19 protein-coding genes and 7 pseudogenes are annotated in these 21611 nt (G+C 58.3%); 11 read left to right on the forward strand and 15 right to left on the reverse strand.

Annotation, left to right across the window (positions count from 1 at the left end; translation table 11 throughout):
• The 4 genes and pseudogenes from SOP97_RS11560 to pqqD form a co-directional block, all read right to left on the reverse strand.
• Positions 1 to 235, reverse strand: a pseudogene (locus SOP97_RS11560) (IS21 family transposase); the annotation flags it as partial.
• 128 nt (positions 236 to 363) lie between these two features.
• Positions 364 to 1350, reverse strand: a pseudogene (locus SOP97_RS11565) (S9 family peptidase); the annotation flags it as partial.
• Positions 1351 to 1388: 38 nt separating this feature from the next.
• Positions 1389 to 2543 carry a pyrroloquinoline quinone biosynthesis protein PqqE gene (gene pqqE, locus SOP97_RS11570; protein WP_148924243.1) on the reverse strand — a complete coding sequence of 385 codons (1155 nt, stop codon included), beginning with the start codon at positions 2541 to 2543 and terminating at the stop codon, positions 1389 to 1391.
• Positions 2515 to 2715, reverse strand: a pseudogene (gene pqqD / locus SOP97_RS11575) (pyrroloquinoline quinone biosynthesis peptide chaperone PqqD); the annotation flags it as partial. The pseudogene pqqD and the gene pqqE, both read right to left, overlap by 29 nt.
• On the opposite strand from pqqD, the pseudogene exaA reads away from it, so the two are divergent.
• The 3 genes and pseudogenes from exaA to SOP97_RS11590 form a co-directional block, all read left to right on the forward strand.
• A pseudogene (gene exaA / locus SOP97_RS11580) lies at positions 2712 to 4175 on the forward strand (quinoprotein ethanol dehydrogenase); the annotation flags it as partial. The pseudogenes pqqD and exaA sit on opposite strands and share 4 nt — an antisense overlap.
• 154 nt (positions 4176 to 4329) lie before the next feature.
• Complete coding sequence (locus SOP97_RS11585) at positions 4330 to 4977, forward strand: pentapeptide repeat-containing protein (RefSeq protein WP_274089491.1); 648 nt, start codon at positions 4330 to 4332, stop codon at positions 4975 to 4977.
• Positions 4978 to 5095: 118 nt separating this feature from the next.
• Complete coding sequence (locus SOP97_RS11590) at positions 5096 to 5695, forward strand: 3'-5' exonuclease (protein ID WP_178114095.1); 600 nt, start codon at positions 5096 to 5098, stop codon at positions 5693 to 5695.
• 227 nt (positions 5696 to 5922) lie between these two features.
• Here SOP97_RS11590 and SOP97_RS11595 read toward each other — a convergent pair whose 3' ends face one another.
• Entirely contained in the window at positions 5923 to 8226 is a 2304-nt protein-coding gene (locus SOP97_RS11595) for a TonB-dependent receptor (protein ID WP_127839260.1), read from the reverse strand.
• A 404-nt stretch (positions 8227 to 8630) separates the two neighbouring features.
• On the opposite strand from SOP97_RS11595, the pseudogene dnaE2 reads away from it, so the two are divergent.
• Positions 8631 to 8984 (forward strand): annotated as a pseudogene (gene dnaE2, locus SOP97_RS11600) (error-prone DNA polymerase); the annotation flags it as partial.
• Here the strand turns inward: dnaE2 and SOP97_RS11605 are convergent.
• Positions 8911 to 9987, reverse strand: coding sequence for a c-type cytochrome (locus SOP97_RS11605; protein WP_411912055.1), 1077 nt, complete (start codon positions 9985 to 9987; stop codon positions 8911 to 8913). The pseudogene dnaE2 and the gene SOP97_RS11605 sit on opposite strands and share 74 nt — an antisense overlap.
• Here SOP97_RS11605 and SOP97_RS11610 point away from each other — a divergent pair.
• Positions 9986 to 10504 carry a protein-disulfide reductase DsbD domain-containing protein gene (locus tag SOP97_RS11610; protein WP_274089489.1) on the forward strand — a complete coding sequence of 173 codons (519 nt, stop codon included), beginning with the start codon at positions 9986 to 9988 and terminating at the stop codon, positions 10502 to 10504. The genes SOP97_RS11605 and SOP97_RS11610 overlap by 2 nt on opposite strands.
• Positions 10505 to 10661: 157 nt before the next feature.
• Here SOP97_RS11610 and SOP97_RS11615 read toward each other — a convergent pair whose 3' ends face one another.
• From SOP97_RS11615 to cadR, 6 genes are all read right to left on the reverse strand, one after another.
• Positions 10662 to 11909, reverse strand: a complete 1248-nt coding sequence (locus SOP97_RS11615; RefSeq protein WP_127839257.1) for a cytochrome P450 — start codon at positions 11907 to 11909, stop codon at positions 10662 to 10664.
• A gap of 35 nt (positions 11910 to 11944) precedes the next feature.
• Complete coding sequence (locus SOP97_RS11620; protein WP_127839256.1) at positions 11945 to 12853, reverse strand: sterol desaturase family protein; 909 nt, start codon at positions 12851 to 12853, stop codon at positions 11945 to 11947.
• A gap of 68 nt (positions 12854 to 12921) precedes the next feature.
• Positions 12922 to 13668: a helix-turn-helix transcriptional regulator gene (locus tag SOP97_RS11625; protein WP_164863210.1), complete on the reverse strand. Its 747-nt coding sequence runs from the start codon at positions 13666 to 13668 to the stop codon at positions 12922 to 12924.
• Complete coding sequence (gene lspA, locus SOP97_RS11630) at positions 13665 to 14174, reverse strand: signal peptidase II (RefSeq protein ID WP_023083083.1); 510 nt, start codon at positions 14172 to 14174, stop codon at positions 13665 to 13667. The genes SOP97_RS11625 and lspA overlap by 4 nt, the downstream gene beginning before the upstream one ends.
• Positions 14171 to 14518: a DUF3703 domain-containing protein gene (locus SOP97_RS11635; protein ID WP_044727165.1), complete on the reverse strand. Its 348-nt coding sequence runs from the start codon at positions 14516 to 14518 to the stop codon at positions 14171 to 14173. The genes lspA and SOP97_RS11635 overlap by 4 nt, the downstream gene beginning before the upstream one ends.
• Positions 14519 to 14624: 106 nt before the next feature.
• Positions 14625 to 15032, reverse strand: coding sequence for a Cd(II)/Pb(II)-responsive transcriptional regulator (cadR, locus tag SOP97_RS11640; RefSeq protein WP_044727166.1), 408 nt, complete (start codon positions 15030 to 15032; stop codon positions 14625 to 14627).
• Between the two features lie 101 nt (positions 15033 to 15133).
• Between cadR and SOP97_RS11645 the strand changes: the two genes are divergently transcribed.
• From SOP97_RS11645 to tnpC, 3 genes and pseudogenes are all read left to right on the forward strand, one after another.
• The gene (locus SOP97_RS11645; protein ID WP_200637305.1) at positions 15134 to 16027 is read left to right on the forward strand and encodes a cation transporter; all 894 of its coding nucleotides are present in this window, start codon (positions 15134 to 15136) and stop codon (positions 16025 to 16027) included.
• A 100-nt stretch (positions 16028 to 16127) separates the two neighbouring features.
• A pseudogene (locus SOP97_RS11650) lies at positions 16128 to 16664 on the forward strand (Tn3 family transposase); the annotation flags it as partial.
• The gene (gene tnpC, locus SOP97_RS11655) at positions 16661 to 17023 is read left to right on the forward strand and encodes a Tn3 family transposase post-transcriptional regulator TnpC (protein WP_011078036.1); all 363 of its coding nucleotides are present in this window, start codon (positions 16661 to 16663) and stop codon (positions 17021 to 17023) included. The pseudogene SOP97_RS11650 and the gene tnpC, both read left to right, overlap by 4 nt.
• A 25-nt stretch (positions 17024 to 17048) precedes the next feature.
• Here the strand turns inward: tnpC and SOP97_RS11660 are convergent, their stop codons facing one another.
• Positions 17049 to 18008 (reverse strand): arsenic resistance protein, encoded by a 960-nt coding sequence (locus SOP97_RS11660; protein ID WP_274089492.1) that lies wholly within the window; start codon positions 18006 to 18008, stop codon positions 17049 to 17051.
• Positions 18009 to 18240: 232 nt separating this feature from the next.
• Between SOP97_RS11660 and SOP97_RS11665 the strand changes: the two genes are divergently transcribed.
• The 3 genes from SOP97_RS11665 to SOP97_RS11675 are packed head-to-tail and all read left to right on the forward strand — an operon-like array spanning position 18241 to position 19818.
• Complete coding sequence (locus SOP97_RS11665) at positions 18241 to 18675, forward strand: disulfide bond formation protein B (protein ID WP_011078038.1); 435 nt, start codon at positions 18241 to 18243, stop codon at positions 18673 to 18675.
• Positions 18672 to 19352, forward strand: coding sequence for a DsbA family protein (locus tag SOP97_RS11670; protein ID WP_074858845.1), 681 nt, complete (start codon positions 18672 to 18674; stop codon positions 19350 to 19352). The genes SOP97_RS11665 and SOP97_RS11670 overlap by 4 nt, the downstream gene beginning before the upstream one ends.
• A 4-nt stretch (positions 19353 to 19356) precedes the next feature.
• Positions 19357 to 19818 (forward strand): methyltransferase family protein, encoded by a 462-nt coding sequence (locus SOP97_RS11675; protein ID WP_017246351.1) that lies wholly within the window; start codon positions 19357 to 19359, stop codon positions 19816 to 19818.
• Between the two features lie 214 nt (positions 19819 to 20032).
• Here SOP97_RS11675 and SOP97_RS11680 read toward each other — a convergent pair whose 3' ends face one another.
• Positions 20033 to 20953, reverse strand: a complete 921-nt coding sequence (locus SOP97_RS11680) for a cation diffusion facilitator family transporter (RefSeq protein ID WP_008569956.1) — start codon at positions 20951 to 20953, stop codon at positions 20033 to 20035.
• 517 nt (positions 20954 to 21470) lie between these two features.
• Positions 21471 to 21611: pseudogene (locus tag SOP97_RS11685) on the reverse strand (ATP-binding protein); the annotation flags it as partial.

A 21611-nucleotide genomic window follows, 5' to 3' on the forward strand; every position in this document is an offset into this window, starting at 1 on the left:
CCTTGGCACTGCGCCGCTGTTGCTTGGGCCGCAGCGAATCGGCTTTTAGCGCCTGCTCCAGCGTGGCGTGAAAAGGGCTGAGTTTGTTGAAGATCGCGCGGCGTTGGTAGACCGGCGGCTTGGCCTCAGGTGCTCTGACCCACTTGCGAATCGTGTTGCGCGCCAACCCGGTGCGCTTGGCTATCTCATGCAGCGACAGCTTGTCGCGGAAATACATCCGGCGGATTTTGCCCATCATTTCCATACTGATCACCCTGTGTTCTCCTGCTCAAAAATTGAGCAGAAGCAGTTGAACACCTGGGTCAGTTTTCAGTCGGCAGAACAGCCTCTACTGGGTCAGTTTTCGGTCAGCGGCAACAAAAAGTGTCGCTCGCCGGCAGCAAGTTGGCGGCAACGGCTGAATTCCATCGCCAGCTGGCGTTCATTACCTTGGCTGTCTTGTTCGAACAACAGTCCGTAGCCATCCATTATGCGTGTCAACAGCAAAGCGCCGTCCGCCGAGGGTAGATAGCTCACCGTTCCCAGCTGCCAGGGCGCCGGGGCATGATCACACCCAGCCGCAGCCGCGCCGGTTACCGGAACAAGGCTGTCGTCCTGCATTCTCCAAGGCTGCCACCAGCCTTCGCGGTCAGTCAGGCAATACAAGGCGCCATCCGGAGCGAAGCGCGGCTGTTGCAGCGACTCATTTCCCGCTGCGCCGGCCAGGCACCGCGGCGCTCCCCAGCGATCATTTTCGGTACGTTCGGCAATCCAGAGGCTGGTGGACGTCCAAGGTTGTTCGGGGCGTTGCCACTCGATCCAGGCAAGACGTTGGCCTGTCGCATCCAAGGTCGGTGACGAGTAAAAGTCGCTCCCCTCGATAAGTACGCTTCGGCTGCCATCAACCAGCGAAACGCTGACCAGACGATGCTCTGAGCGAGCTTCTTCGGCGGTTTCTTCCACGGCGAGAATGGCCCGCTGGCGCGTGTCGAACTGCAGATCACCGTACCGGCAAGCGTCGTCATCGGTCAGCGCGATGGGCGGCGTCGCTGCGTCCGTAGATAGGCCCTGCAGGTAGATTTGCTGATCCTGCTCGTTGACGAACGCAACCCCGGCGTCGGTCAGGCAGAAGGCACCGCCGCCGTATTCGTATACACGGCTGCGAAGCGAGAACCCGGGCGGCGTGAGGCTACGCAAGCCGCGAGCGTGCCAATACCACAACGTGGAACGCACATCGGCCGGATCGTACTGAACCCAGAACACGCCCCCATGGCCAGCGCGAAGCTCGGCAAAGTCACAACTTGCAGAGGCGGCATCTTCGGCAGTCCAGTCGCTGGGCCAGAAGCCATAGGGGATTGCGGTCTTGGTCATCCAAACGGTTCCAGTCGGTTAGGCGTCGATCGATGACCTTATACCCTGAGGATCAGCTTCGATGCCTTCTCGTTACGAAAGGTCAGCTCATCAAGCCCGCGTGGCGCTTCTTCGGCCTCGGTGCGGGCGGCAAGAATCTTGTCGTGGTGCGCAGACTTGCTGCACACCGGATCGGCATTGGCCGCATCGCCAGTGAGCATGAAAGCCTGGCAGCGGCAGCCGCCGAAGTCCTTTTCCTTCTCGCCGCAGGATTGGCAAGGCTCGGGCATCCAATCGAAACCGCGAAACTTGTTGAAGCCAAAAGAATGCTTCCAGATCTGCTCGATGCTCTGCTCGCGAACGTTAGGGAAGCTGATCGGCAGTTGACGCGCGCTGTGACAAGGTAGCGCTGTGCCGTCCGGTGTGATGTCGAGAAACAGGTTGCCCCAGCCGTTCATGCAGCCCTTGGGACGCTCTTCGTAATAATCGGGCGTGACGAAGATCAGCTTGCAGGGATGGTTTTCGGCGGCGAGTTTGTCGCGCCACTGGTTGGTGATGCGCTCGGCACGCACCAACTGATCCTTGCTTGGTAGCAGCCCGGCGCGATTGAGTTCGGCCCAGCCATAGAACTGACAGATGGCGAGCTCCACGAAGTCGGCTTCCAATTCCAGACACAGCTGGATGATGCGCTCGATGTTGTCGATGTTGTGCCGGTGGGTAACGAAGTTCAGCACCATCGGATAGCCATGCGCTTTTACCGCTCGTGCCATGGCGAGCTTCTGCGCGAAAGCCTTCTTCGAGCCGGCGAGCAGGTTGTTCACCTCCTCATCGGCGGCCTGAAAGCTGATCTGGATGTGGTCGAGCCCGGCGTCGGCGAACGAAGCGATCTTCTCTTCGGTCAGGCCGATGCCCGAGGTGATCAGATTGGTGTAATAGCCGAGGTCTCGCGCCGCTTTGATCAGCTCGGCCAGATCTTGCCGGACCAGCGGCTCACCGCCGGAAAAGCCCAGTTGCGCCGCGCCCATCTCGCGGGCCTGTCGGAACACCTCGATCCACTCGGCAGTGCTCAGCTCGTCCTTGCTGCGGGCGAAATCCAGCGGGTTCGAGCAGTACGGGCATTGCAGCGGGCAACGATAAGTCAGCTCCGCCAGCAGCCACAGCGGCGGACCGGGCTCAAAGCCGGGCTTAGCGAAGCTCGATCCAGAACCGTTCAACGGCCACCTCCAGAAACGCGACGATATCTTCCTCAATCCCTTCTGCATCCGGGAAGCGCGCCTGCAGATCGGCGACGATGGCGCCGACGGTGCGAGCCCCATCAACTTCAGCCAGTACCGCCGCGGCACTTTCGTTGAGCTTGATCATGCCTTCGGGATAAAGCAGAACGCCCTTGCTGCGACGTGGTCAACCGCGGCGCTGCTATCTACGGCGACAAGATTTACTTCGGCACCCTCGACGCTCAGGTGGTGGCGCTGAACAAGGACACCGGCAAGGTCGTCTGGAAGAAGAAATTCGGCGAGCACGGCGCGGGTTACACGATGACCGGCGCGCCCACCCTGATCAAGGATCAGAAGAGCGGGAAGGTTTTGCTAATCCACGGCAGCTCCGGCGATGAATTCGGCGTTGTCGGCAAGTTGTTCGCACGCGATCCGGACACGGGTGAAGAAGTCTGGATGCGGCCCTTCGTCGAAGGTCACGTTGGCCGACTGAACGGCAAGGAGAGCACGCCGACCGGCGACATCAAGGCGCCCTCCTGGCCGGATGACCCGAACTCACCCACCGGCAAGAAGGAAGCCTGGAGCCAGGGCGGCGGCGCTCCGTGGCAGAGCGCGAGCTTCGACGCCGAAACCAATACCATCATCGTCGGCGCGGGCAATCCGGCGCCCTGGAACGGCTGGGCACGCACCGCCGATGGCGGAGATCCGAAGGATTACGACAGCCTCTATACCTCTGGGCAGGTTGGCGTCGACGCCACCACTGGCGAAGTGAAGTGGTTCTACCAGCACACACCGAACGATGCCTGGGACTTCTCCGGCAACAATGAGCTGGTCCTGTTCGATTACAAGAACAAAGATGGCAAGACCGTCAAAGCCACGGCCCACGCCGACCGCAACGGCTTTTTCTATGTGGTCAACCGCGAGGACGGCAAACTGCAGAACGCCTTCCCCTTCGTCGACAACATCACCTGGGCCAGCCACATCGACCTGAAGACCGGGCGGCCGGTGGAGAACGAGGGCCAGCGCCCGCCGAAGCCTGAGCCCGGCGAGGCGCACGGCAAATCAGTGGAAGTCTCACCGCCCTTCCTCGGCGGCAAGAACTGGAACCCCATGGCTTACAGCCAGGATACTGGCCTGTTCTACGTTCCCGCCAACCATTGGAAAGAGGACTACTGGACCGAGGAGGTCAGCTACAAGAAAGGCAACGCTTACCTCGGCCAAGGCTTCCGCATCAAGCGCATGTATGACGATCACGTCGGGATTCTGCGTGCCATGGACCCCACCACCGGCAAGGTCGCCTGGGAGCACAAGGAACCGCTGCCGCTCTGGGCCGGCGTCCTCGCCACCAAGGGCAACCTAGTGTTCACCGGTACAGGTGATGGCTACCTGAAGGCCTTCAACGCGAAAACCGGCGAGGAGCTCTGGAAATTCCAGACCGGTAGCGGAATCATCGCGCCGCCGATCACCTGGGAACAGGACGGCGAGCAGTTCATTGGCGTGACCGTTGGCTACGGCGGCGCTGTGCCGCTGTGGGGCGGCGACATGGCTGTGCTGACCAAGCCGGTTGCTCAAGGCGGCTCGTTCTGGGCGTTTCGAATCCCTAGTTGGGAAAACCAGACCGCCAAACGATAAGACGCCGGCTGTGCTCGATGAGCGAGCACAGCCGCACACGGAACAGCTGGCGGGACATGAACTGGATTGGCCTACAGAGTTGGCGCTCTCCTGGCCTGACGGTCCTCGCCTGAGCCGGCTGCTCTTTCTTCACCTATCGAACATGGGAACCGCCATGAACATATCCCGCTATCTGCTGCCCATCGCAGTGATCCTCAGCGCGCCGCTGCACGCTGACGACCAGCCGCCCACCATCAATGGCTGTGTCATCCAGCCAGAAAGCAAATGTGCCAACGCCGATCTTCGCGGCGCCGACCTGAGCAACCAGGACATGCGCAAGATGGATCTGACCGGCGCCGATCTCACCGGGGCCAACCTGAGGCATGCCAATCTCGACCTGGCCAATCTGGAGAAGGCCAACTTGACCGGCGCCACCCTCACCCGCGCCAGTCTTCAACAAGCCAACCTGCGTCTGGCGAACTTCACCGATGCGCAATTGGTGGCCATTCAGGGTTGGGGACTGTTCGCGCAGGCCGCGCGATTCAATGGGGCCAACCTGACTGCGGCCAATCTCGAATTCGCTCGTTTGAGCGGTGCGAAGTTGCATGGTGCCAACCTCACCGCCGCCAACCTGGAAATGACCTGGCTAAGCAAGGCCGACCTCGACCATGCGAATCTGACCGACGCTAATTTGCAGGAAGGCAAGCTCAACGATGCCAATCTCGGCAACGCGACCCTGACTGTCGCACGCCGACACTATGCAACCTTTCAAGGCAGCAATATGGACGGTTGCTTCGATTGCCCAGTGGACTGGGAGAAGTAATACGACGGGTGCATCGAACCAGCGCGCCATGCGCTTTAATGGCAGGTGCGCGCCCGTTCCCATGGGCGACGATTCAGCGGCTTGAAGTGGAGGCCCTATCGATATCCGCATTCCCCAGTTGACCGACCTCGAGCGCCTGCCCCGCTTCGACGGTCTCGCCCTCGACCGTATCGTCACGCCGTCGACGCCCGAGGAATTCGCCCAGGCCGTCGACGACATCCTGACCTTTGCACAGATCGGGTTCGATACCGAATCCAAACCCACCTTCACAGTAGGCGAGCTGTCCAGCGGGCCTCACCTCATTCAGTTCGCAACGCCAACAAAAGCCTATCTTTTTCAGATCGGAATACCCGGTTGCGTCGAGGCCGCTAAGCGGGTGCTGGAGACGGACCAAGTATTGAAAGTCGGATTCGGTCTGGCGTCCGATCGCAGCCGTCTACGCACCCGGTTGGGGATCGAATTGCGGCACAGCGTCGATCTTGGTTCGGCGCTGAGATATCACGGCAAGAAGGGTCAGGTCGGGCTTCGCGGTGCGGTGGCGGCGGTACTGGGTGCCGGTATAAGCAAGTCACGCAGCGTGTCGACTTCCAACTGGGCTAACAAAAATCTGGCCGAAGCGCAGCAGCGTTATGCCGCCAACGATGCCTATGCCGCGCTGATGGTATTTCTTGCATTGGATGCGCAGTCGCGAGCGTTGCTACTGGATCGAGTGATATGAGGCTCGGCCTGGACGACGGACCGTCCGGCCTGAAATGCATACTCAACGAAGGATTGCCGGGTTCCTTTCGCCATCCCTGCCCCAACGTCTATCCGGCGCTGGATGTCCTTTCGCACGTTGTGTTGCAGCTTGAACCGAGATCTGGCTGACCTCTCCGCGACTGCTGAGAGGTCCGGCCAATGATTTTATCGTCGACACGCACCTCCCTGTGCCGTCGTTTTTTACGCTTACAACGCATCCCAAACGTAACGTACGCCCAACCAGCCAGCACGCGGCGCACCGGGCGCGATGAACTGCTCGTGGCGCCACTCCTCCGGGTCGGTTTCGAAGGCATTGCCAGCGCCTACGAAAGGGTTTTCGGCCAAGGCGCCGCTCGTGGCATAGCGCTTGTCGAACAGGTTGTCGACCCGACCGAACAGAGTCCAGTCACGAGCGAAGCGGTAATCGGCACTCAGATTGACCACCGCATAACCCGGCAGTGTGCCGCTGCCCTCGACCTCGTCGTTGGACTGATGACGATTGTTCTCATTGCCCCGCACATACTGCTCGGAATACGCCAGCACAGTTGTACCGATACGAAGCCGATCGTTCAGATTCCAGTCCAAGCCGAGCTTGAGGTTGTGTTTCGGCAACCCTGGCAGGTAGTCGCCACGGGAGATGTGAATCTCGTCATCCGGGCAGCCGCCCTCGCCCTCGGTGCTGTTGTTCTCGGCCAGGATGCATGCAGAGGACTGTAACGTGGCGTGCAAGTAGGTGTAATCCACCCGCCAATCGACCGGCCCTTGCTCGCCGGCCAGGCCCAGCTCGATACCTTGGCGCCTTGTGCGGCCGAAGTTGGTGAAGTAACCCTTGCTACCACCGGTTCCGACGAACAGCAGATCATCGTGGTTAAGGCTGCGGAAGGCCGTGACGTTCCATTCGGTGCCGCTGGCCAGCTGGCCGCGCACGCCAAATTCCAGGGTGCGAGTGACGACCTGTTCCAGGAATGGATCGGCGGCCATGGCGTTGGGCAGGCTGCAGGGATTTTCCGGATCGGCACAACCCAGTTCGATCGGCGTCGGCGCCCGATTGCCTTGGGAGTAACCTCCGTAGAGGGTCACCGCGGGCTGTAACTGCCAGGCGAACCCCAGCGCCGGGTTCAGCTTGCGATAGGTGAAATCGCCATTGAGGTCATCTCCCATGCGATCGGTGTTGACTACCCGGGTGCGGTTGTAGCGTAGCGAGCCGGTCAGCTGCAGCGCGTCGGTTAGCGACCATGTGTCGGTGGCGTAGAGACTGGAAGTGCGGGTGCGACCCAACAGGCTATTGGCTGGGTCTTCGGCCTCGGTGGCAAGAATGCCGCGCTTATCGGTCAGCTCACCGCCTTGCTCGCTCTGGTGAAAGCTGGCGCGGGTGTTGTCGTGGGACAGGCCAAAGGCGAACTGGTGGGCCCCGGCATGACGGGACCACTGCAGGGCCAGGCCGTAGGCGCGCTGGCTAGTACGGGTGCGGTTCAGCACGCCGGTTTCCGGACCCTCGCCGGCCAGGAAGCCGTCGTCTTCCCACTCTTCATATTCGTCTTCGTACTCATCGTTTCCGTCACCGTTAAGGGTCGCTGTGCGGGTGCGCCGCAAATAGACGGTGCCGGACAGCCGGTCGCTATCGCTCAGCCAGTGACTGCCGGAAAACGCCATTAGGTGGCTACGGTTCTCAGTCTGGTCGGGATAGGTAAAAATCGCGTCGCGGTCCTGCTCATGCATGCTTTCGGGGATCAGTCCGTTACCAATCAGATCGTTGTCAGCATGAGCCAGCGTCAGGGCCAGGTCCGTGCTGTCTGTGGTCCAGGCGAATTTGCCGAACAGCTGGCCTACCTCAGACGGCGAATGGTCGCGCCAGCCGTCTTCATCCATCCCTTCGGCCGCCAAGTACCAGGAAAACTCCTCATGTTGGCCGCCATGCTCCACTGAGCCACCGTAGCGGCCAAAGGAGCCGCCGTAGAGTTGCGCCGCGCCGCCAGGATGAGTGTCGCCCCGCTTGGTTTCCAGCGCCAGGGCGCCGCCGAGTGTGTTGAGGCCGTACAGTGGGTTGGAGCCAGGCACCAGAGCCGCCCCAGCGATGGCGGTCTGGGGAATAAGGTCCCAGTGCACCACGTCGCCGAACGCTTCATTGATGCGCACGCCGTCGAGAAACACCGATAGGCCTTGGGCCGTGCCCAGTAGCGGCGAAGCGGTGAAGCCCCGGTAATTCAGGTCTGCCTGATAGGGGTTGCCCTGGGTCTCGTTGAGGTTGACGCTCGGCAGACCGCGCTGCAGTTTTTCTGCCAGAGACTGCCCTCCCAGCTTGCGCAGGCGCTCGTCGTCCAGGGTTTGAATGTTGGCCGGAACCCGATCCTTCGGCAGATCGATGCCGGGCAGCGGAGTCGTGGCGACAACCTCATCACTCTTGAGCTCGAGTGGCTCCTCAGCCTGGGCGAAACCAGGCAACAAGCCGGCAACGGCGAGCGAAAGCAGCGTGCGACGGGGCGTCCAGCTGCGGCAGATCTGATATTGCATGGGCATTCCTTGTTCTTGTTTGGCGGATCGTGCCGGGGCGGGTTTGCGGGCGACTCTCCATGCTGGCCGATGTCGGCTGGCAAACTGCCAGAACTGATTATCGAGAGCTTCCGCGCACCGCCGATAGGGAAAAATTCCCGGTGCTGCCGGGAATTTTTCCCGACCCCGTGGCGATTGGTCTTACTACCGCCGGAGTAATCCGGAACGAAGGCCTTCGAACCAGATGCTCGATGCAATGCCGGCTCTGGCCTGCTGATCGCCGACCGTCCATACGATTTTTTGGAATACCGGGGCCCTGGTGAGGCTGGCCTTTCTATTGGCTTCAGCTAGTCGACCTGAGGCAGTGCGGATTTTCGAAAAAGGGCGCGTGCGCCTGACGTCGAGCGCTAGAAAAAATTATCAGGAATCGCTACGGACGGGAGCGTGCAGCGCTGACCTGCGTAGCCTCGACCTACCATTTTGCGGGCGCTATCAGAGATATCGGCAAGGCGATTGGCCTTCCGCCTGACCAGGTGGATGCGTTAGCAAAATGCTGCGGTGCCTGGAGCGATCAGATGCCGCCACCGGAAAGGCTTCGAGAAGCGGGCTTTGACCCAGACAATCAGACCATCCGGATGGTGCTCATCCTAACTGACCTCCTTGTTGGGTTTCCTCGTCATCTGTCTCAGCACCCTGGGGGGTTCGTTATTTCGGAGCATCCGTTGTCCACACTGGTACCGGTAGAAAATGCTGCCATGGCGGATCGCACAGTAATCCAGCGCCATCGTTCAGCGCCTGCGAGAAAGCCGGCATGAGCACGTTGGGGATGCCTTCTTCCAGACCTATTCCAGCCATCACGATATGGATGAACGTGTCGGGGGTGGCCGCGGTGAGCGCACTGTTGAGGGCAAGCTCCGGTCGCACGCTGAGAGGCGTCGTTGCGCTTTTGTAGTGGCATGACCCGCAGGCTGCCCAGTACAGGACGGCTCCGGCGTCGGGTTCCAGGCGGCTGCCGAGAGCGGAGGTCGCCAGCGCTTTGGCCAGCGCTTCATCGCTGCCTGTCTTCAGTGCGGAGGAGCCGTTGAGGTCGGCAAAATAGACGGCTATTGCCTGGATATCGGCGTCGGGAAGCCTGCCCAGGTCGTGCACGACGTCCGACATCTTGCCCGCGGCAACGCCGTGCAGGGCAGTCGCTCCGCTGCGCAGGTAGGTGAACAGCTCGTCTTGGGTCCAGGGTAGCGGTGTGGTATTGGCAGCCGTCAGTGCCGGCGCGAACCAGCCTTCGATCATCGCGCCCGCGTAGCTGTCGTCAGCGGCTTTCTCGGCGCCCAGCACGTTGCGTGGCGTGTGGCAGGCGGCGCAATGGCTCAAGCCCTCGGCGAGATAGGCGCCGCGGTTCCATGCTTCGCTCTTGCCGGCGACCGGCCGATAGCGGCCCTGGTCCATAAACAGCAGCTTCCAGCCGGCTTGCAGGACGCGGATGTTGAAGGGGAACGGCAGGGTATTGCGCTGCGCCGGCGCGCTCACCGGCTCACGCGTCATGAGGAAGGCATAGAGTGCCCTCACATCCTCGTCGGCGACCTTGGTGAAGTGGTCGTAGGGGAATGCGGGATAAAGATGCGAACCATCGCGAGAGACGCCTTCGTGCATCGCACGCATGAATGCCGCCTCGGACCAGCGGCCGATTCCGCTATCCGGGTCGGGTGTGATGTTGGTCGAATAGATGACACCGAAGGGGGTAGGCATTCCATAGCCGCCGGCATAGGGCTGTCCGCCCTTCATGTTGATCGACACCAACGGAAACAACCTCGACGCTGCCCAGACTGAACGTGCCGGTCTTGAAGTCCCGGTGCCGACCCGAGCAGGGTTGGCAAATTCCGCTGATAAGGTCCGCCTCACTGTTGCGGGAGGCGCCGCAGCAATGGCGGGAAAGACGGGTGATTTCGTTTTAACACTGAACATTCAACCGGGCTGGCATGTGAATGCAAATCCGGCCTCCATGGAATTCCTGATTCCCACCGTCGTCAGCTCTTCAGTCAACGGCCAGGCGCTTATAATCCCGACGCAGTACCCGCGCGGCCGGGTCAGTGACATTGTGCTGAGTGACACCGCCCTAGAGGTGTATGACGACGGTGCAAGTATTCGGCTGCGGCCCGACGAAAAACAGACCGCCGTGCTGGAAAAGGCAGGCAGGCTCGAAATGATTGTACGGGTGCAGGCCTGCAGTGACGAGGGCATTTGTCTGGCACCGACTGACCTGCCCGTTGCGCTGAATCTGGACGATACCAAGCGACAATAAGTCAGAACGGCCCTCGGAAATGACTCAATTGGGGAATGACTGTGAACAGCTTATTCTGAGTATTCCCCGATTGCCGTGGTTGCGCTGGGCAGCTCAACGCCATGCCCCACCGTTCATATCTTGAGATGGGCGAGACTCGCTTCGTTAAACACCAAACTTACATTGTGATTCGCGCATTCCGCATGACGAAGTGGCTTCGGGGCAGTGCCGGCAATCGGTCCCAGGTGATTGATAGATCCTGTTCGGGAACCTCATATTGGAGCGAGCGAGCCAGGAAGCGAACAGCAACGCTCATCAATGCGACGGCGACGCCTTCACCTGGACAGCGATGGTTAACATGCGGGTCGCCTGGTCCTTGTGGGATGAAGCAGTATGGCGACGGAGAGTTGGATCGAAAGCGCTCAGGCTTGAAACGATCTGCCTCCTCCCAGAGCTGGGAATCGTGATTGGTTCCGTATAAGTCCAGCAGGACTAAGGTGCCCCTGCCAAAGGCAAATCCTTCCCATAGAAAATCTTCTTTCACGCGAGCGCTGATCGCTGGGAAGAAGGGGTAGAAACGCCGCACTTCCTGCACAAAGCAACCTATATCTCTTTCATCTCCCGACTGCAGGTTTCTCAGACAGAACGGGTGCTTGTGCAGCGCTAGCGCTGCAAAGGTTATGAATACAGAGACGGCTACCGTCGGCCGCAGCAGATTTAGTAGTTCCACTGATGCGGTATGTAGATCCAACGGCTGTCCGTGCTGGTCCTTGTAATGGGCGATGCGTTCGAGAGGCGATTGCTCGGGTGTAGGGGGAGCGGCGCGAGTGGACTCGACAAGTTCTGCCGCCCATTGCTCCAATCGGCGACGTGCCTTCCGTGCCTGCCAGTGCTGCAGACCGATCGCGCCGGCGTGCTCATAGAGAGCTGCAAGATCTTGAGTCCATTGTTGAACATCTCTTTCAGCGATTGGAGCACCGGCCCAGTCGCATACGGTGCGGCATAGAATTTCGCGAGCAATCTCGTAGAGGACGATTGACTCACCGGGACGCCAAGTTCGCGCATACTCCCTCCAACGAACCTCGCTCAACTCTGCTAGTTCCTGCACGTTCGCGGGTGTGAGCACTCCCATGAAGAGGGCCTTTCGGTGACGATGCGCATCACCGTCCAAACCTTGGACACCGTCTTGTCCGAATAAGGTTTTTTGCAGTCGCTTGGGCGCAGCGTTCTGGCGAACGAATCGGTCAGGGTCGCAAATCAAGCGAGCAGCTTCGGCACCTGTTAGGCACAGAGTTTTCTGTAACATCAAGCGAGTTTGAAACACCGGCGATTGATGAAACTGACTGCGCGCAAAGATAAATCGGTAGGGATCTCGCAAGAAGGCCCAAGTACTGTCCAATCCGGTGTCACGCGGTATGTTTGGCATCGCTTGTACTCCCGTTGAGACTCCACCCGTTCTAGCTACGTATTGCGGCTTTCATCCTGTTCTAAAGAATTGTGACCGGCCGGGTAAGCAGATGTTGGACGAAGAGGATCAATAAATTGCCCGAAATAATTTCTGGGGTAGTCCTTTTCATGCAGCCCAACCTCAGCTTTGCCCAGCTTCCCGGCACTGTCATAGAAGGTTCCGAATAGCCGATCCCACACGGTTGAAAACTCACCGAAGTTGACCTGGGCGTCTTCGAAGTCGCGCTTATGGTGCCAACGATGGACCTCAGCAACCCCTAGCACATGCCGCAGCCAACCCACGCTGTAGTCCAGGTTCGAATGCTGAAAGGCCAGATGGACGGTTAGGATCCCAAACCACGTTGCGACTACGGCAGACGGAGCTCCAGATATGAGCAAAACCACCAGCCCCGGCCCGGCCATCAACGCCGCATGCAGAGGATGTCGACGTTCTCCGTTCATCCAGTAGAGCCGCTCAGCGCTGTGATGGATCATGTGAAAGCGCCACAGCCAATGCACCCGGTGGCTGATGCGGTGCATCACATACAGGCTCAAGTCGAGCACGGCGGCGACTAGTAGCAATTGCAGCCACAATGGGCTCTCGATCGGAAAGAGCCGAACCGAAGCCGGTACCGCATCGCCTAACTTAGCCAGAAATTCTGCAGTAAATTGAATGACAGACAGGTTCACCAGCATGTGCAGCAGATCCGTCAGGGTGTCCTGATGATCTTCCAGCCAGGCTCGCCGAAAAGGCTGGATGCGCTCCAAGCCAGCAATGAGTAGCAGCCCCGCCGCGGCGACTATGGGTGTGGTGGGCCAATACGGTATACCTGCATACAGCGCCCAAATCATGAAGGAGGCACAGCCGCCAAACACAAGTGGATAGCTCAGCCACCGTATGGCGAATCGCAAGGGAATAGACATCGCTCAGCTCCTGAGTAGGGAGCCATGACTGTATGTGGGAAGGTCCGCTTTCGGCTTGAACGAAAGAGCTACGACCCCTGAAGATCGACTTCAGCCAGGGCGGAGGAAGGATCGATGCCCAGCAGTGCCCGGAATGTCCGGGAGAAATGTGCCGAGTCAGAAAAGCCCGCCTCATGGGCCGCTTCAGTGAGTAGACCCCCTTTGGCTAGGTGCTGTAGGGCTTGTGTGAGACGTAACCATTTCGCATAGCTGCGCAGCGGCAAGCCTGTCTGTTCCACGAACCAATGGGAAAACCGTGTAAGGGATAAATGCACCAACGCGGCCATTTCTTCGCGCCTCATTTGGCCTCTATGCAGCGCTTCAATCACCTTTGTCAAGCGAGGATCTGGAATCGGTGGATCGGGTAGCCGCAGTGCCTGGCGCACCCCCGTCCTAACCTGGAGAGCGGTATGTCCTGTCTCGCGCAGCATATCGATAATCGCTACTACGTCCGCCGGGGCGATCACGACTACCCTTGCTTCTTCGGTACCCCGCATAGTTGGGGCTTCATCGGATAGTGCATCCAGATAGATCGACAGCACTCGACCAGCACTGATCCGGTGTTTCAGGCCCGCGGCGATGAAGATGGCAGCCCCTGTTTGAATGCCCAACGGGGTTTCAACCGATACAGGTGAATCGAGGCCCACTGAAATCTGATGCGCCTGATGGTGGTGCCACTCCTGGTGGCCGGCACGGCCATGAAAGATGCCGATGCCGGGCCCTATCCAGGCCTGGCCTGCCCAGCGTACGGTATCCGTTGAGAGCGAGCCTTTCATTCGTTGACTCGGCCGGCTTCCGCATTTGGGCTTAGCAAACTGCTCAGGATCAACATGGCGGCGCCACCGACGATAGCAATATCCGCCAGGTTAAACGCAGGCCAATGCCAGGACAGCCAGTAAAAATCCAGGTAGTCGATTACATGGCCTCGAAATGCGCGATCAATCAGATTCCCAACTGCCCCGCCCAAGATAAGGCTATAGCCTAGGGCTTCGCTTTTGGCTCTGCGTTTACGCAATATCAGAGCCAGCACGATCGAAACGACCAAAGCTATGACAATGAAGAAGTAACGCTGCCAACCACCCGCGTCAGCCAGGAAGCTGAACGCTGCACCGGTATTCCAGAAGTGAACCAGGTTGAAGAACGGGGTGAGAGGAATCACGGTGCCGACCGGGAGCGAACCCGTAATTGCGCTTTTCAACGCTAGGTCGGCCGAGGCAATGGCTAGCGATAGCATCCACCAGAACCCAGGAGCAACAAGAGGTGATCTAGGAGACGACCTCATTGCATTTCTCCTTGGAGAAGTCGCTGCAGCTCCGGTGAAATAGGCATCGGCGCAAAAGCACTGACCCTGGCGCGCCCGCTGTTTCCGAGCGGCACCCAGATCTTCGAGAACAGCAGGGCCGCCATGATTCGCGGTACTTGGCTGAGCACCTTTCGTAAGTCGCGCAACTGCCAGCCGGCCCTCAGCATCAGCCAATGGCTCTGAGCATGAAGAATAGGCATTCGCTGGCTCAATATGTGGGCTCGCTCCAGCCAGGAGAAAGCCTCGGTTGGCGCCTCTTCATTAAGTGCTTTCCTAGCCTGGAAGAAGGCCTCATCAATGGCAATGCTGAGAGCGGTATTCATCTGGATCTCACTTACGCAGTAGATGCCCGAGTGAACACCCTATAGCTGCTATAGGGTCAAGCGCTATGGGCGATTCAAGACGACGCAAAAATGACTTTATGCCGGATTACGAAAGAGGTTTGTCGCCCCCCAGCAGGCCCGAAAGTATCCCGCAGTCCAGACTTTGTCGTTCGTTATCGCAGCAACCTCGCAACGTCACCAGCTGGTTTTCGAGAGCATGTAAGGATGCGATCTGAGCCCTTACCTGTGCGATATGTCTATCAAGGAGCTCATTGACCGCAACGCAGGGTTGCTGCGGCTGTTCCTGATAGCTCTGCAAAACACCAATTTCTTCCAGTGACATGCCAAAAGAGCGGCATCGGCGAATGAACAGCAGTTTGTCCGCATGGCCTGCTTTATAGGTTCGATAGCCATTGTCCTCGCGTTCGGGCGGTGGAAGCAGTCCCTGACGTTCATAAAAACGAATCGTCTGAGTGTCCACTCCTGTCTGCTGTGCAAGTTGACCGATGCGCATGGTCTGTCCCTTGGTAAAAAAGCCAGTATATCCAGGCTTGACCCTATAGCCACTACATGGTTTTTAATCGGTAGAATCAAGTCCTATAGGAGAGGCGAGTCATGACTTCTTGTGATAAATCCTGTGGCTGTGGCCCTGAGCCGGTAAGCACTGAAGCGGCAGCCGCGCCTTCGAATGAAGGGACTTGGGTCAGCAGTTTTTCTGTGCCCAAAATGGATTGCCCGTCAGAAGAGCGAATGATTCGGCTCGCGCTCAATGGCTTTTCTGAACTCAATTCGCTGTCCTTTGATCTGAGCAGCAGACAGGTACGCGCTTTCCATGACGGTCCGGTTGACCAGATCGCGACCAAGCTGGAATCACTTGGTTTGGGGGCAACATTGCTCGGCACTCAACCGGCCAGCCAGGAAGCAGCTTCGGCCAATAGCGCCAGTGAAGAGCTGACTGCTTCCAAGGAGGCTGGCACGCTCAAAATCCTGCTCGGTATCAATGCCACGATGTTTGTCATCGAGTTGGGCGTAGGCTTGATTGCTCAGTCGACGGGTCTGATCGCCGACTCGCTGGACATGTTTGCTGATGCTGCCGTCTATGGTCTGGCTCTCTTTGCGGTCGGTCGGGCTGCGCAGCTGCAGGTTCGCGCTGCGCACCTGGCGGGTTTTTTCCAGATCGTGTTGGCCCTTGGGGTACTTGTAGAGGTGGCTAGACGGTTCATCTATGGCAGCGAACCTGCGTCGATGCTGATGATGGGAATTGGCTTAGTTGCCCTCGTCGCAAACGTCAGCTGTCTCTTGATGATATATGGCCATCGCGAAGGCGGTGCACACATGAAAGCGAGTTGGATTTTTTCGGCCAACGATGTGCTCGCGAATATTGGCGTTATCGCCGCAGGAGCTCTGGTTGCGTGGACAGGCTCTTCCTATCCAGATTTGGTGATTGGTACGGTAGTTGGCCTCATCGTACTCAACGGTGCGCGCCGAATCCTGGCATTGAAAGCCTGACCAACCGGATCGACAGCACCCCCATTTTCCAAACAGAGACGCGTAGCTTGTGAGTGACGTTGAGACGGCTGAGATAGAACAGCTGATGGCTGGATTGGACGGCAAAATCTCCTCGCCTATGCTGCTGCGAAAACTCGGCTCCTATAGTCGGCGCAACAAGCTCTACCATGCGGCCCAGGCACTGGGCAGCGTGATCCGCACGATCTTCCTGCTCAACTGGATCGGCAGCCGCGAGTTGCGCCAGGAAGTCACCGCGAACACCAACAAGATCGAGTCCTACAACGGATTCTCCAAGTGGTTGTCCTTCGGCGGTGATGTGATTGCCGAAAACGATCCGGATGAGCAGCAGAAGCGGCTGCGCTACAACGACATGGTGGCCTCGTCCGTGATCCTGCAGAACACTGTGGACATGATGCGCATCCTGCAGAAGCTGGCCCGCGAGGGCTGGCAGTTCACCGATGAGGACGTGTCGTTCCTCAGTCCCTATCTAACCAGCAACGTCAAGCGCTTCGGCGAGTTCAGCCTCAAGCTCAACCGGCCACCGGAGCCCTGGATCAAGGACTCGGTGTTCCAACAAGCTGCCGGCTCGCTGCGGGTGATCACACCTCGCCAGCTAGATACCGAGAAAACTACATGATCAATGTTCCTCCCGCATCCTTTCGCGTTACACCGTACGGCGAAGTCGATGCGGTGGCGTTGGAAAACCTGCGCGACGGCTTCGACACCTCTCAACTGCTCCGGCTGGTTGATCGATTGGACGCCTGCTTGTTGGAACTGGGTGGAACCACCGCCATTCGCGACGAGCTGCTGAGATTGCATGCGATGGCTCTGACGATGGTTGAGAGCATCGCTCTTACGGTGCCTGCCGAGAGTGCTTGTATCTGGGCAGAAGCCGAATCTCTGCAGACGGATCTTGAGGCGCTGGTTTCCTGGGCTCGCACTGCTCAGCTCATCATTGCGCCGTTGATCAATCTTGCTCCACAGCACGAGGCATGAGCGCTCTCGCCGATTTCGCTCAGGCTCACCTGTTCCTGACGATGGCTGGAATCGCCCGTAAGTAGATCAATTCACCAATCAGTTCTACGAGTGTCTGAGTGATCACAGCCGCCGCGGCCAGCGCGCGAATGGACTCCGGGAGCGCTAGGGCCAGGGGAAGCACTACAAGCGAGTTGCGAGTGCCTGAGCTAAAGGCCACAGCCCGTGCGGCAGATGCCTCCAAGCCAAATAGCCAGGAGCTGAGTACGCCGAGGGCGGGAGCGAGTAGTAGAAACGCTCCGTATACCGGAAGCAACGGCGCCAGGATGTCGAGTTGGTACACGACGGCCTCGATCTGCGAACCCACCACCACGATTAGAACCAGGGCCATTGCAGGTACTGGCAGCCAGGCCCAACCTGCGCTCCATGCGCGAACCAGCAGAGATCGGCGCCCGCCAGATTCGGTGAGCACAGCCGCTACCAAGGGTAGGACTATCAGTAACAGAAAGGCTTCTGCGAAGGGCCACAGCTCGATCACTGTGCCTGCTTGGGAACCAAGGATTAGCTGCAAGTAGAGGGGTAGCAGCAGAAGCTGGAGCAACAGCAGCAATGGCGTCGCCGCGAGCACCAGACGAGAGTCCCCTTTGCCCAGGTGGGTGAAGACCACCACGTAATCGATACAAGGCGTCAGCAGGACAAGCAGCGCGCCGACCAACAAGGCCTGGTTCGATGAGAGCGGCCACGTCACCAACCACACCATTAATGGAACCAACAGGAAGTTGGCCAGCAACAAGGCACCGACGAAGCGGCGGTTGGCAAAAGCTTCTCGCAGCTCCAAAAAAGGAATCTGCAGAAACATGGCATACATCAGCACGGCAATCGCCGGTGTGATGGCCATGGCCGCCACACCGGTGAATTGCGCAGAGCTCAGGCCTGCAATGGCAGCGGCCACCACCGCCGCGAAATAAAATGCTATCTGGTGTTCTTCCAGCCAGTCCCGCGACATCTGATATCTTCCCTTGTTGCGCAAGGGCGACATTCTCGCACTGGCATCGGATTTAACCCAGCGTTGAGGCTGGTTGCGCAGCGGGCTGCCTGGTTGCTTTTCGCTTTGTGGCGGTGGGCGAAGGTCTACAAAGCTCCTAACAAGTATTGCCGACAAGAGGAAGCATGGTGTTTCGAAAAAACCGGATGGCGGGTCTGACGCAAGTGTTCTTCACCGCCAGGAGCTAACCGAGATGAATCCTCAACCTTCAGGCATGACCTGGAATCTCCTGCTGCTAACCTGGCTGGTCGCACTGATATCGACCTTGTCCGCGCTGTTCATTGGCGAGGTGATGGGCCAGGCACCCTGCGTGCTGTGCTGGTTCCAGCGAGCCTTCATGTTTCCGCTGACGGTGATCCTGGCCATCGCCTGCTACCGCTCGGATTTCACAGTCTGGCGTTATGCCCTACCGCTGACCGTTATCGGTGCGGCGCTGGCATTTGTTCATACGCTGCTCTATGCAGGGCTGATTCCACAGCCGATCCAGCCCTGCACGGCCACCGGTCCATCCTGCTCAGGCGCCGGGATGACCCTCTTTGGCGTCGTGCCACTGCCGGCACTCGCCTTGTTTGCTTTTATCATTATTGCCATCCTGCTCATTATTATCCGTCGGAGAACCACCCCATGAATCGCCGTTCCGTGGTCTTGATCACCAGTGTCGTGGTCCTGGCCGTGTTTGCTGCCGCCGCATTCTTCTATTCCCCGTCGCAGTCGCCTCAACAGGCCCAGGCTCCCGGTTCGACCGCCCAAGAGACCGGGACACAACCCAAACAGAACGGCGGCCAACTGGTTCGCTTCCACTCACCAGTATTTGGTCCGGCGCAGGCTCCAGTGACCATCGTCGAATTCTTCGATCCTTCCTGCGAAGCATGCCGCGCATTCCATCCCTATGTGAAGCAGATACTCGCCGAGAACCCGGAAGATGTGCGTTTGGTGCTGCGCTATGTGCTATTCCATCAGGGCTCCGAAGAGGTATCACGGATGCTGGAGGCGGCGCGTAAGCAAAATCTTCATGAAAAAGTGCTGGAGGCCGTGCTGGAGGCCCAGCCCGGTTGGCACGACGACCCCAAAGTCACGCAGGCATGGGCTGCTGCCGAGCGCGTCGGTTTGAACTTGGAGCAGGCCCGCCAGGACATGCATACGCCTAGCGTCAACGCCGTGCTTGAAACGGACATGCAGGACGTCAAGGCCGTTGGGATTCGTGGCACCCCGACCTTTTTTGTCAATGGTCGAGCGCTCAGCGAGTTCGGCCCGGAGCCGCTGCGCCGATTAGTGAGCAGCGAAGTGGCCAAGGCACGGGAATGACACTATGAGCGCGCTGGAGAACCGCGTGCCACCGCTGCTCGTAGCTGGCCTGATCGCTCTGCTGATGGGTTTGTCGGGGCCCAGATTACCGAGCATCGAACTGGCATGGACCGCGCGGCTGACCTTCGCTTTGCCGGTACTGTTCCTGGGGCTCGGCGTGTGTTTCGCCGGCGTACTGTCGTTTCGCCGCGCACGTACTACTGTCAATCCATTGCAGCCGCAGCAGGCTTCGGTGTTGGTGGAGGCTGGCATCTATCAGTACAGCCGCAACCCCATGTATTTGGGCTTCGCCATCAGCCTGACGGCCTGCGCGCTGGCCCTGGCCTCGCCTTTTACCCTGCTGGGCGTGGTTGCCTTCGTGCTTTACATGAATCGTTTCCAAATCGAACCCGAAGAGTCGGCGCTGGAAGCGCTGTTCGGCGAATCATTCGCTCGCTACCGCGCACGAGTCCGCCGCTGGCTCTGAGCGTCCGCGGCGGTAGCGACTGGCGGGGCTTGCTCGTCGCGGCAGCCTGCCGAAGGTGCCACGACCTAGCCTGATCTCCTCGTGACGAGCTGCTTTGGCCACATGCCGCTAGCATGTCTCTGGTCGAAGACATAGCGCCAACGAGTGATGTCGCAAGTTCACTCCGTTGATATCGAGATAACTGTCTAGCAACAGCGGTGAGCGCAAAGCAGGCTTATGCTTCGCTGCGATGACTGTCGGCCTGCCTGGTGTCGATACAAACACTGCCGTCTAGCTCCATTTCAAGTGTCGAGTGGCTGACTTTGAATCGCTCATGAAGTACACGTTTTAAATCAGTCTTCACTCGTTCAATTTCGGGCAGGCTAGCCTTCTTGATGACAACGTGAGCTTCCAATGCAGTTGAATGTTCGGCAATTTCCCAGACATGTACGTGGTGAACACTCACAACGTCGTCCACTTGCTCCATGACATTGATTATATCAGTGATGGAAACTCCTTCTGGTGCGCCCTCCATTAACAAGTGAATGGTTTTAGGTAGCATGCTAAAGCCCTGCCATAGCACGTAACCAGCAATCATCAGCGTCAGTACAGTATCTGTCCAATACCAGTCATACAGAAGGATTAATGTTCCGGCAATAATAACACCGACGGAGGCCAGCGCATCCGACACATTGTGCAAGAATGCCGCCTTTATATTCATGCTATTCTTAGACATTGTGTAGGTGAGCAAGGCCGTGACGACATCTACAATCAAGGCTATTCCCGCCACCACGACCACTGTCCATCCTTCAATGGGCTGTGGGGCAAAAAACCGACCTATAGCTTCGTAGATGAGGTAGAGACCAACGATAATCAGCGTGACCAAGTTAATCAAAGCCGCTATGGTTTCACTGCGTCGGTAGCCGAAGGTTTTAAAAGCATCTGGCGGTTTGCGACCGATTTTACGTGCGATGAGCGCAATAACCAGTGATGCGGCATCGCTCAAGTTATGTAGCGCGTCAGCTATGAGCGATAAACTGCCAGAAAGTATTCCTCCAACAACTTGTGCCAGAGTTAGCACAGTATTAACGCCAATGGCAGCGATTAAACGCTTATCGCCTATGGCTTCGGTGTTATGGTTATGTTCGTGAGCCATTGGTTTTTAACCGTCCTTAAATAACATAAGACAAGGATAGGGAGCCCAAAAAAGTAATAGATAATACTAGCACCAATACCATCTGGCCTTCCAAACCACACTGACAGAAATGCGACCACTCTCAAGCGAGTTCGTGCATTATCGTCTGAAACTTGCCGATAACTGGCCGATCCCTCTCAAACGTTAAACGACGTTGCTCGCTAATGATAGATGATGCGGCGTCAATCCGAAGATGACAAAATTGTAATCTTCCAATCATTCTTTTCGTAGGATAGGCCCTTGCAGATTGGTGCGCCTCGGTGCTGACATGACAAATCAAAGCGTGTTGGCGCTGATGGAAAATTGACCCACCCTGCCGATTGAAATTTGACCCAGGGCGGATTGCTGATTTTGTTACCAGCAACTGTGGATAAGTCTACCAGCGCAGCTGCTGTTGCCCCCACTCCTTCGCTAGCCCAGTTCAGTTGTTTAAGACCTGCCACACGCAGCCATGTAGCAGGCCGTCGTCGCCATGAAATCAGAACGGCTCATCGTCCTCCGGTTCTTGGCCGCCCTTACGCTTTCGCTCCCGTGATTTGATCTTGGCCTGGGCCGCCAAGCTACTGTGTTGCAGGCGATAGGACTCGTTACCGGTTTCGACGATGTGGCAGTGGTGGGT

Origin of the sequence: Pseudomonas spirodelae (assembly GCF_034653255.1) — a bacterium.
GTDB lineage: Bacteria > Pseudomonadota > Gammaproteobacteria > Pseudomonadales > Pseudomonadaceae > Aquipseudomonas > Aquipseudomonas spirodelae.

What these genes read in the sequence shown, in the direction of transcription:
- SOP97_RS11605 (WP_411912055.1), bottom strand. Translation starts at nt 9,987, where the DNA reads ATGAAGGGCGGACAGCCCTATGCCGGCGGCTATGGAATGCCTACCCCC.
- SOP97_RS11615 (WP_127839257.1), bottom strand. Translation starts at nt 11,909, where the DNA reads ATGCCAAACATACCGCGTGACACCGGATTGGACAGTACTTGGGCCTTC.
- SOP97_RS11645 (WP_200637305.1), top strand. Translation starts at nt 15,134, where the DNA reads ATGACTTCTTGTGATAAATCCTGTGGCTGTGGCCCTGAGCCGGTAAGC.
- SOP97_RS11660 (WP_274089492.1), bottom strand. Translation starts at nt 18,008, where the DNA reads ATGTCGCGGGACTGGCTGGAAGAACACCAGATAGCATTTTATTTCGCG.
- SOP97_RS11675 (WP_017246351.1), top strand. Translation starts at nt 19,357, where the DNA reads ATGAGCGCGCTGGAGAACCGCGTGCCACCGCTGCTCGTAGCTGGCCTG.
- SOP97_RS11670 (WP_074858845.1), top strand. Translation starts at nt 18,672, where the DNA reads ATGAATCGCCGTTCCGTGGTCTTGATCACCAGTGTCGTGGTCCTGGCC.
- SOP97_RS11635 (WP_044727165.1), bottom strand. Translation starts at nt 14,518, where the DNA reads ATGAATACCGCTCTCAGCATTGCCATTGATGAGGCCTTCTTCCAGGCT.
- SOP97_RS11595 (WP_127839260.1), bottom strand. Translation starts at nt 8,226, where the DNA reads ATGCAATATCAGATCTGCCGCAGCTGGACGCCCCGTCGCACGCTGCTT.
- SOP97_RS11665 (WP_011078038.1), top strand. Translation starts at nt 18,241, where the DNA reads ATGAATCCTCAACCTTCAGGCATGACCTGGAATCTCCTGCTGCTAACC.
- SOP97_RS11610 (WP_274089489.1), top strand. Translation starts at nt 9,986, where the DNA reads ATGTTGATCGACACCAACGGAAACAACCTCGACGCTGCCCAGACTGAA.
- SOP97_RS11680 (WP_008569956.1), bottom strand. Translation starts at nt 20,953, where the DNA reads ATGGCTCACGAACATAACCATAACACCGAAGCCATAGGCGATAAGCGT.
- lspA (WP_023083083.1), bottom strand. Translation starts at nt 14,174, where the DNA reads ATGAGGTCGTCTCCTAGATCACCTCTTGTTGCTCCTGGGTTCTGGTGG.
- tnpC (WP_011078036.1), top strand. Translation starts at nt 16,661, where the DNA reads ATGATCAATGTTCCTCCCGCATCCTTTCGCGTTACACCGTACGGCGAA.
- SOP97_RS11585 (WP_274089491.1), top strand. Translation starts at nt 4,330, where the DNA reads ATGAACATATCCCGCTATCTGCTGCCCATCGCAGTGATCCTCAGCGCG.
- cadR (WP_044727166.1), bottom strand. Translation starts at nt 15,032, where the DNA reads ATGCGCATCGGTCAACTTGCACAGCAGACAGGAGTGGACACTCAGACG.
- SOP97_RS11620 (WP_127839256.1), bottom strand. Translation starts at nt 12,853, where the DNA reads ATGTCTATTCCCTTGCGATTCGCCATACGGTGGCTGAGCTATCCACTT.
- SOP97_RS11625 (WP_164863210.1), bottom strand. Translation starts at nt 13,668, where the DNA reads ATGAAAGGCTCGCTCTCAACGGATACCGTACGCTGGGCAGGCCAGGCC.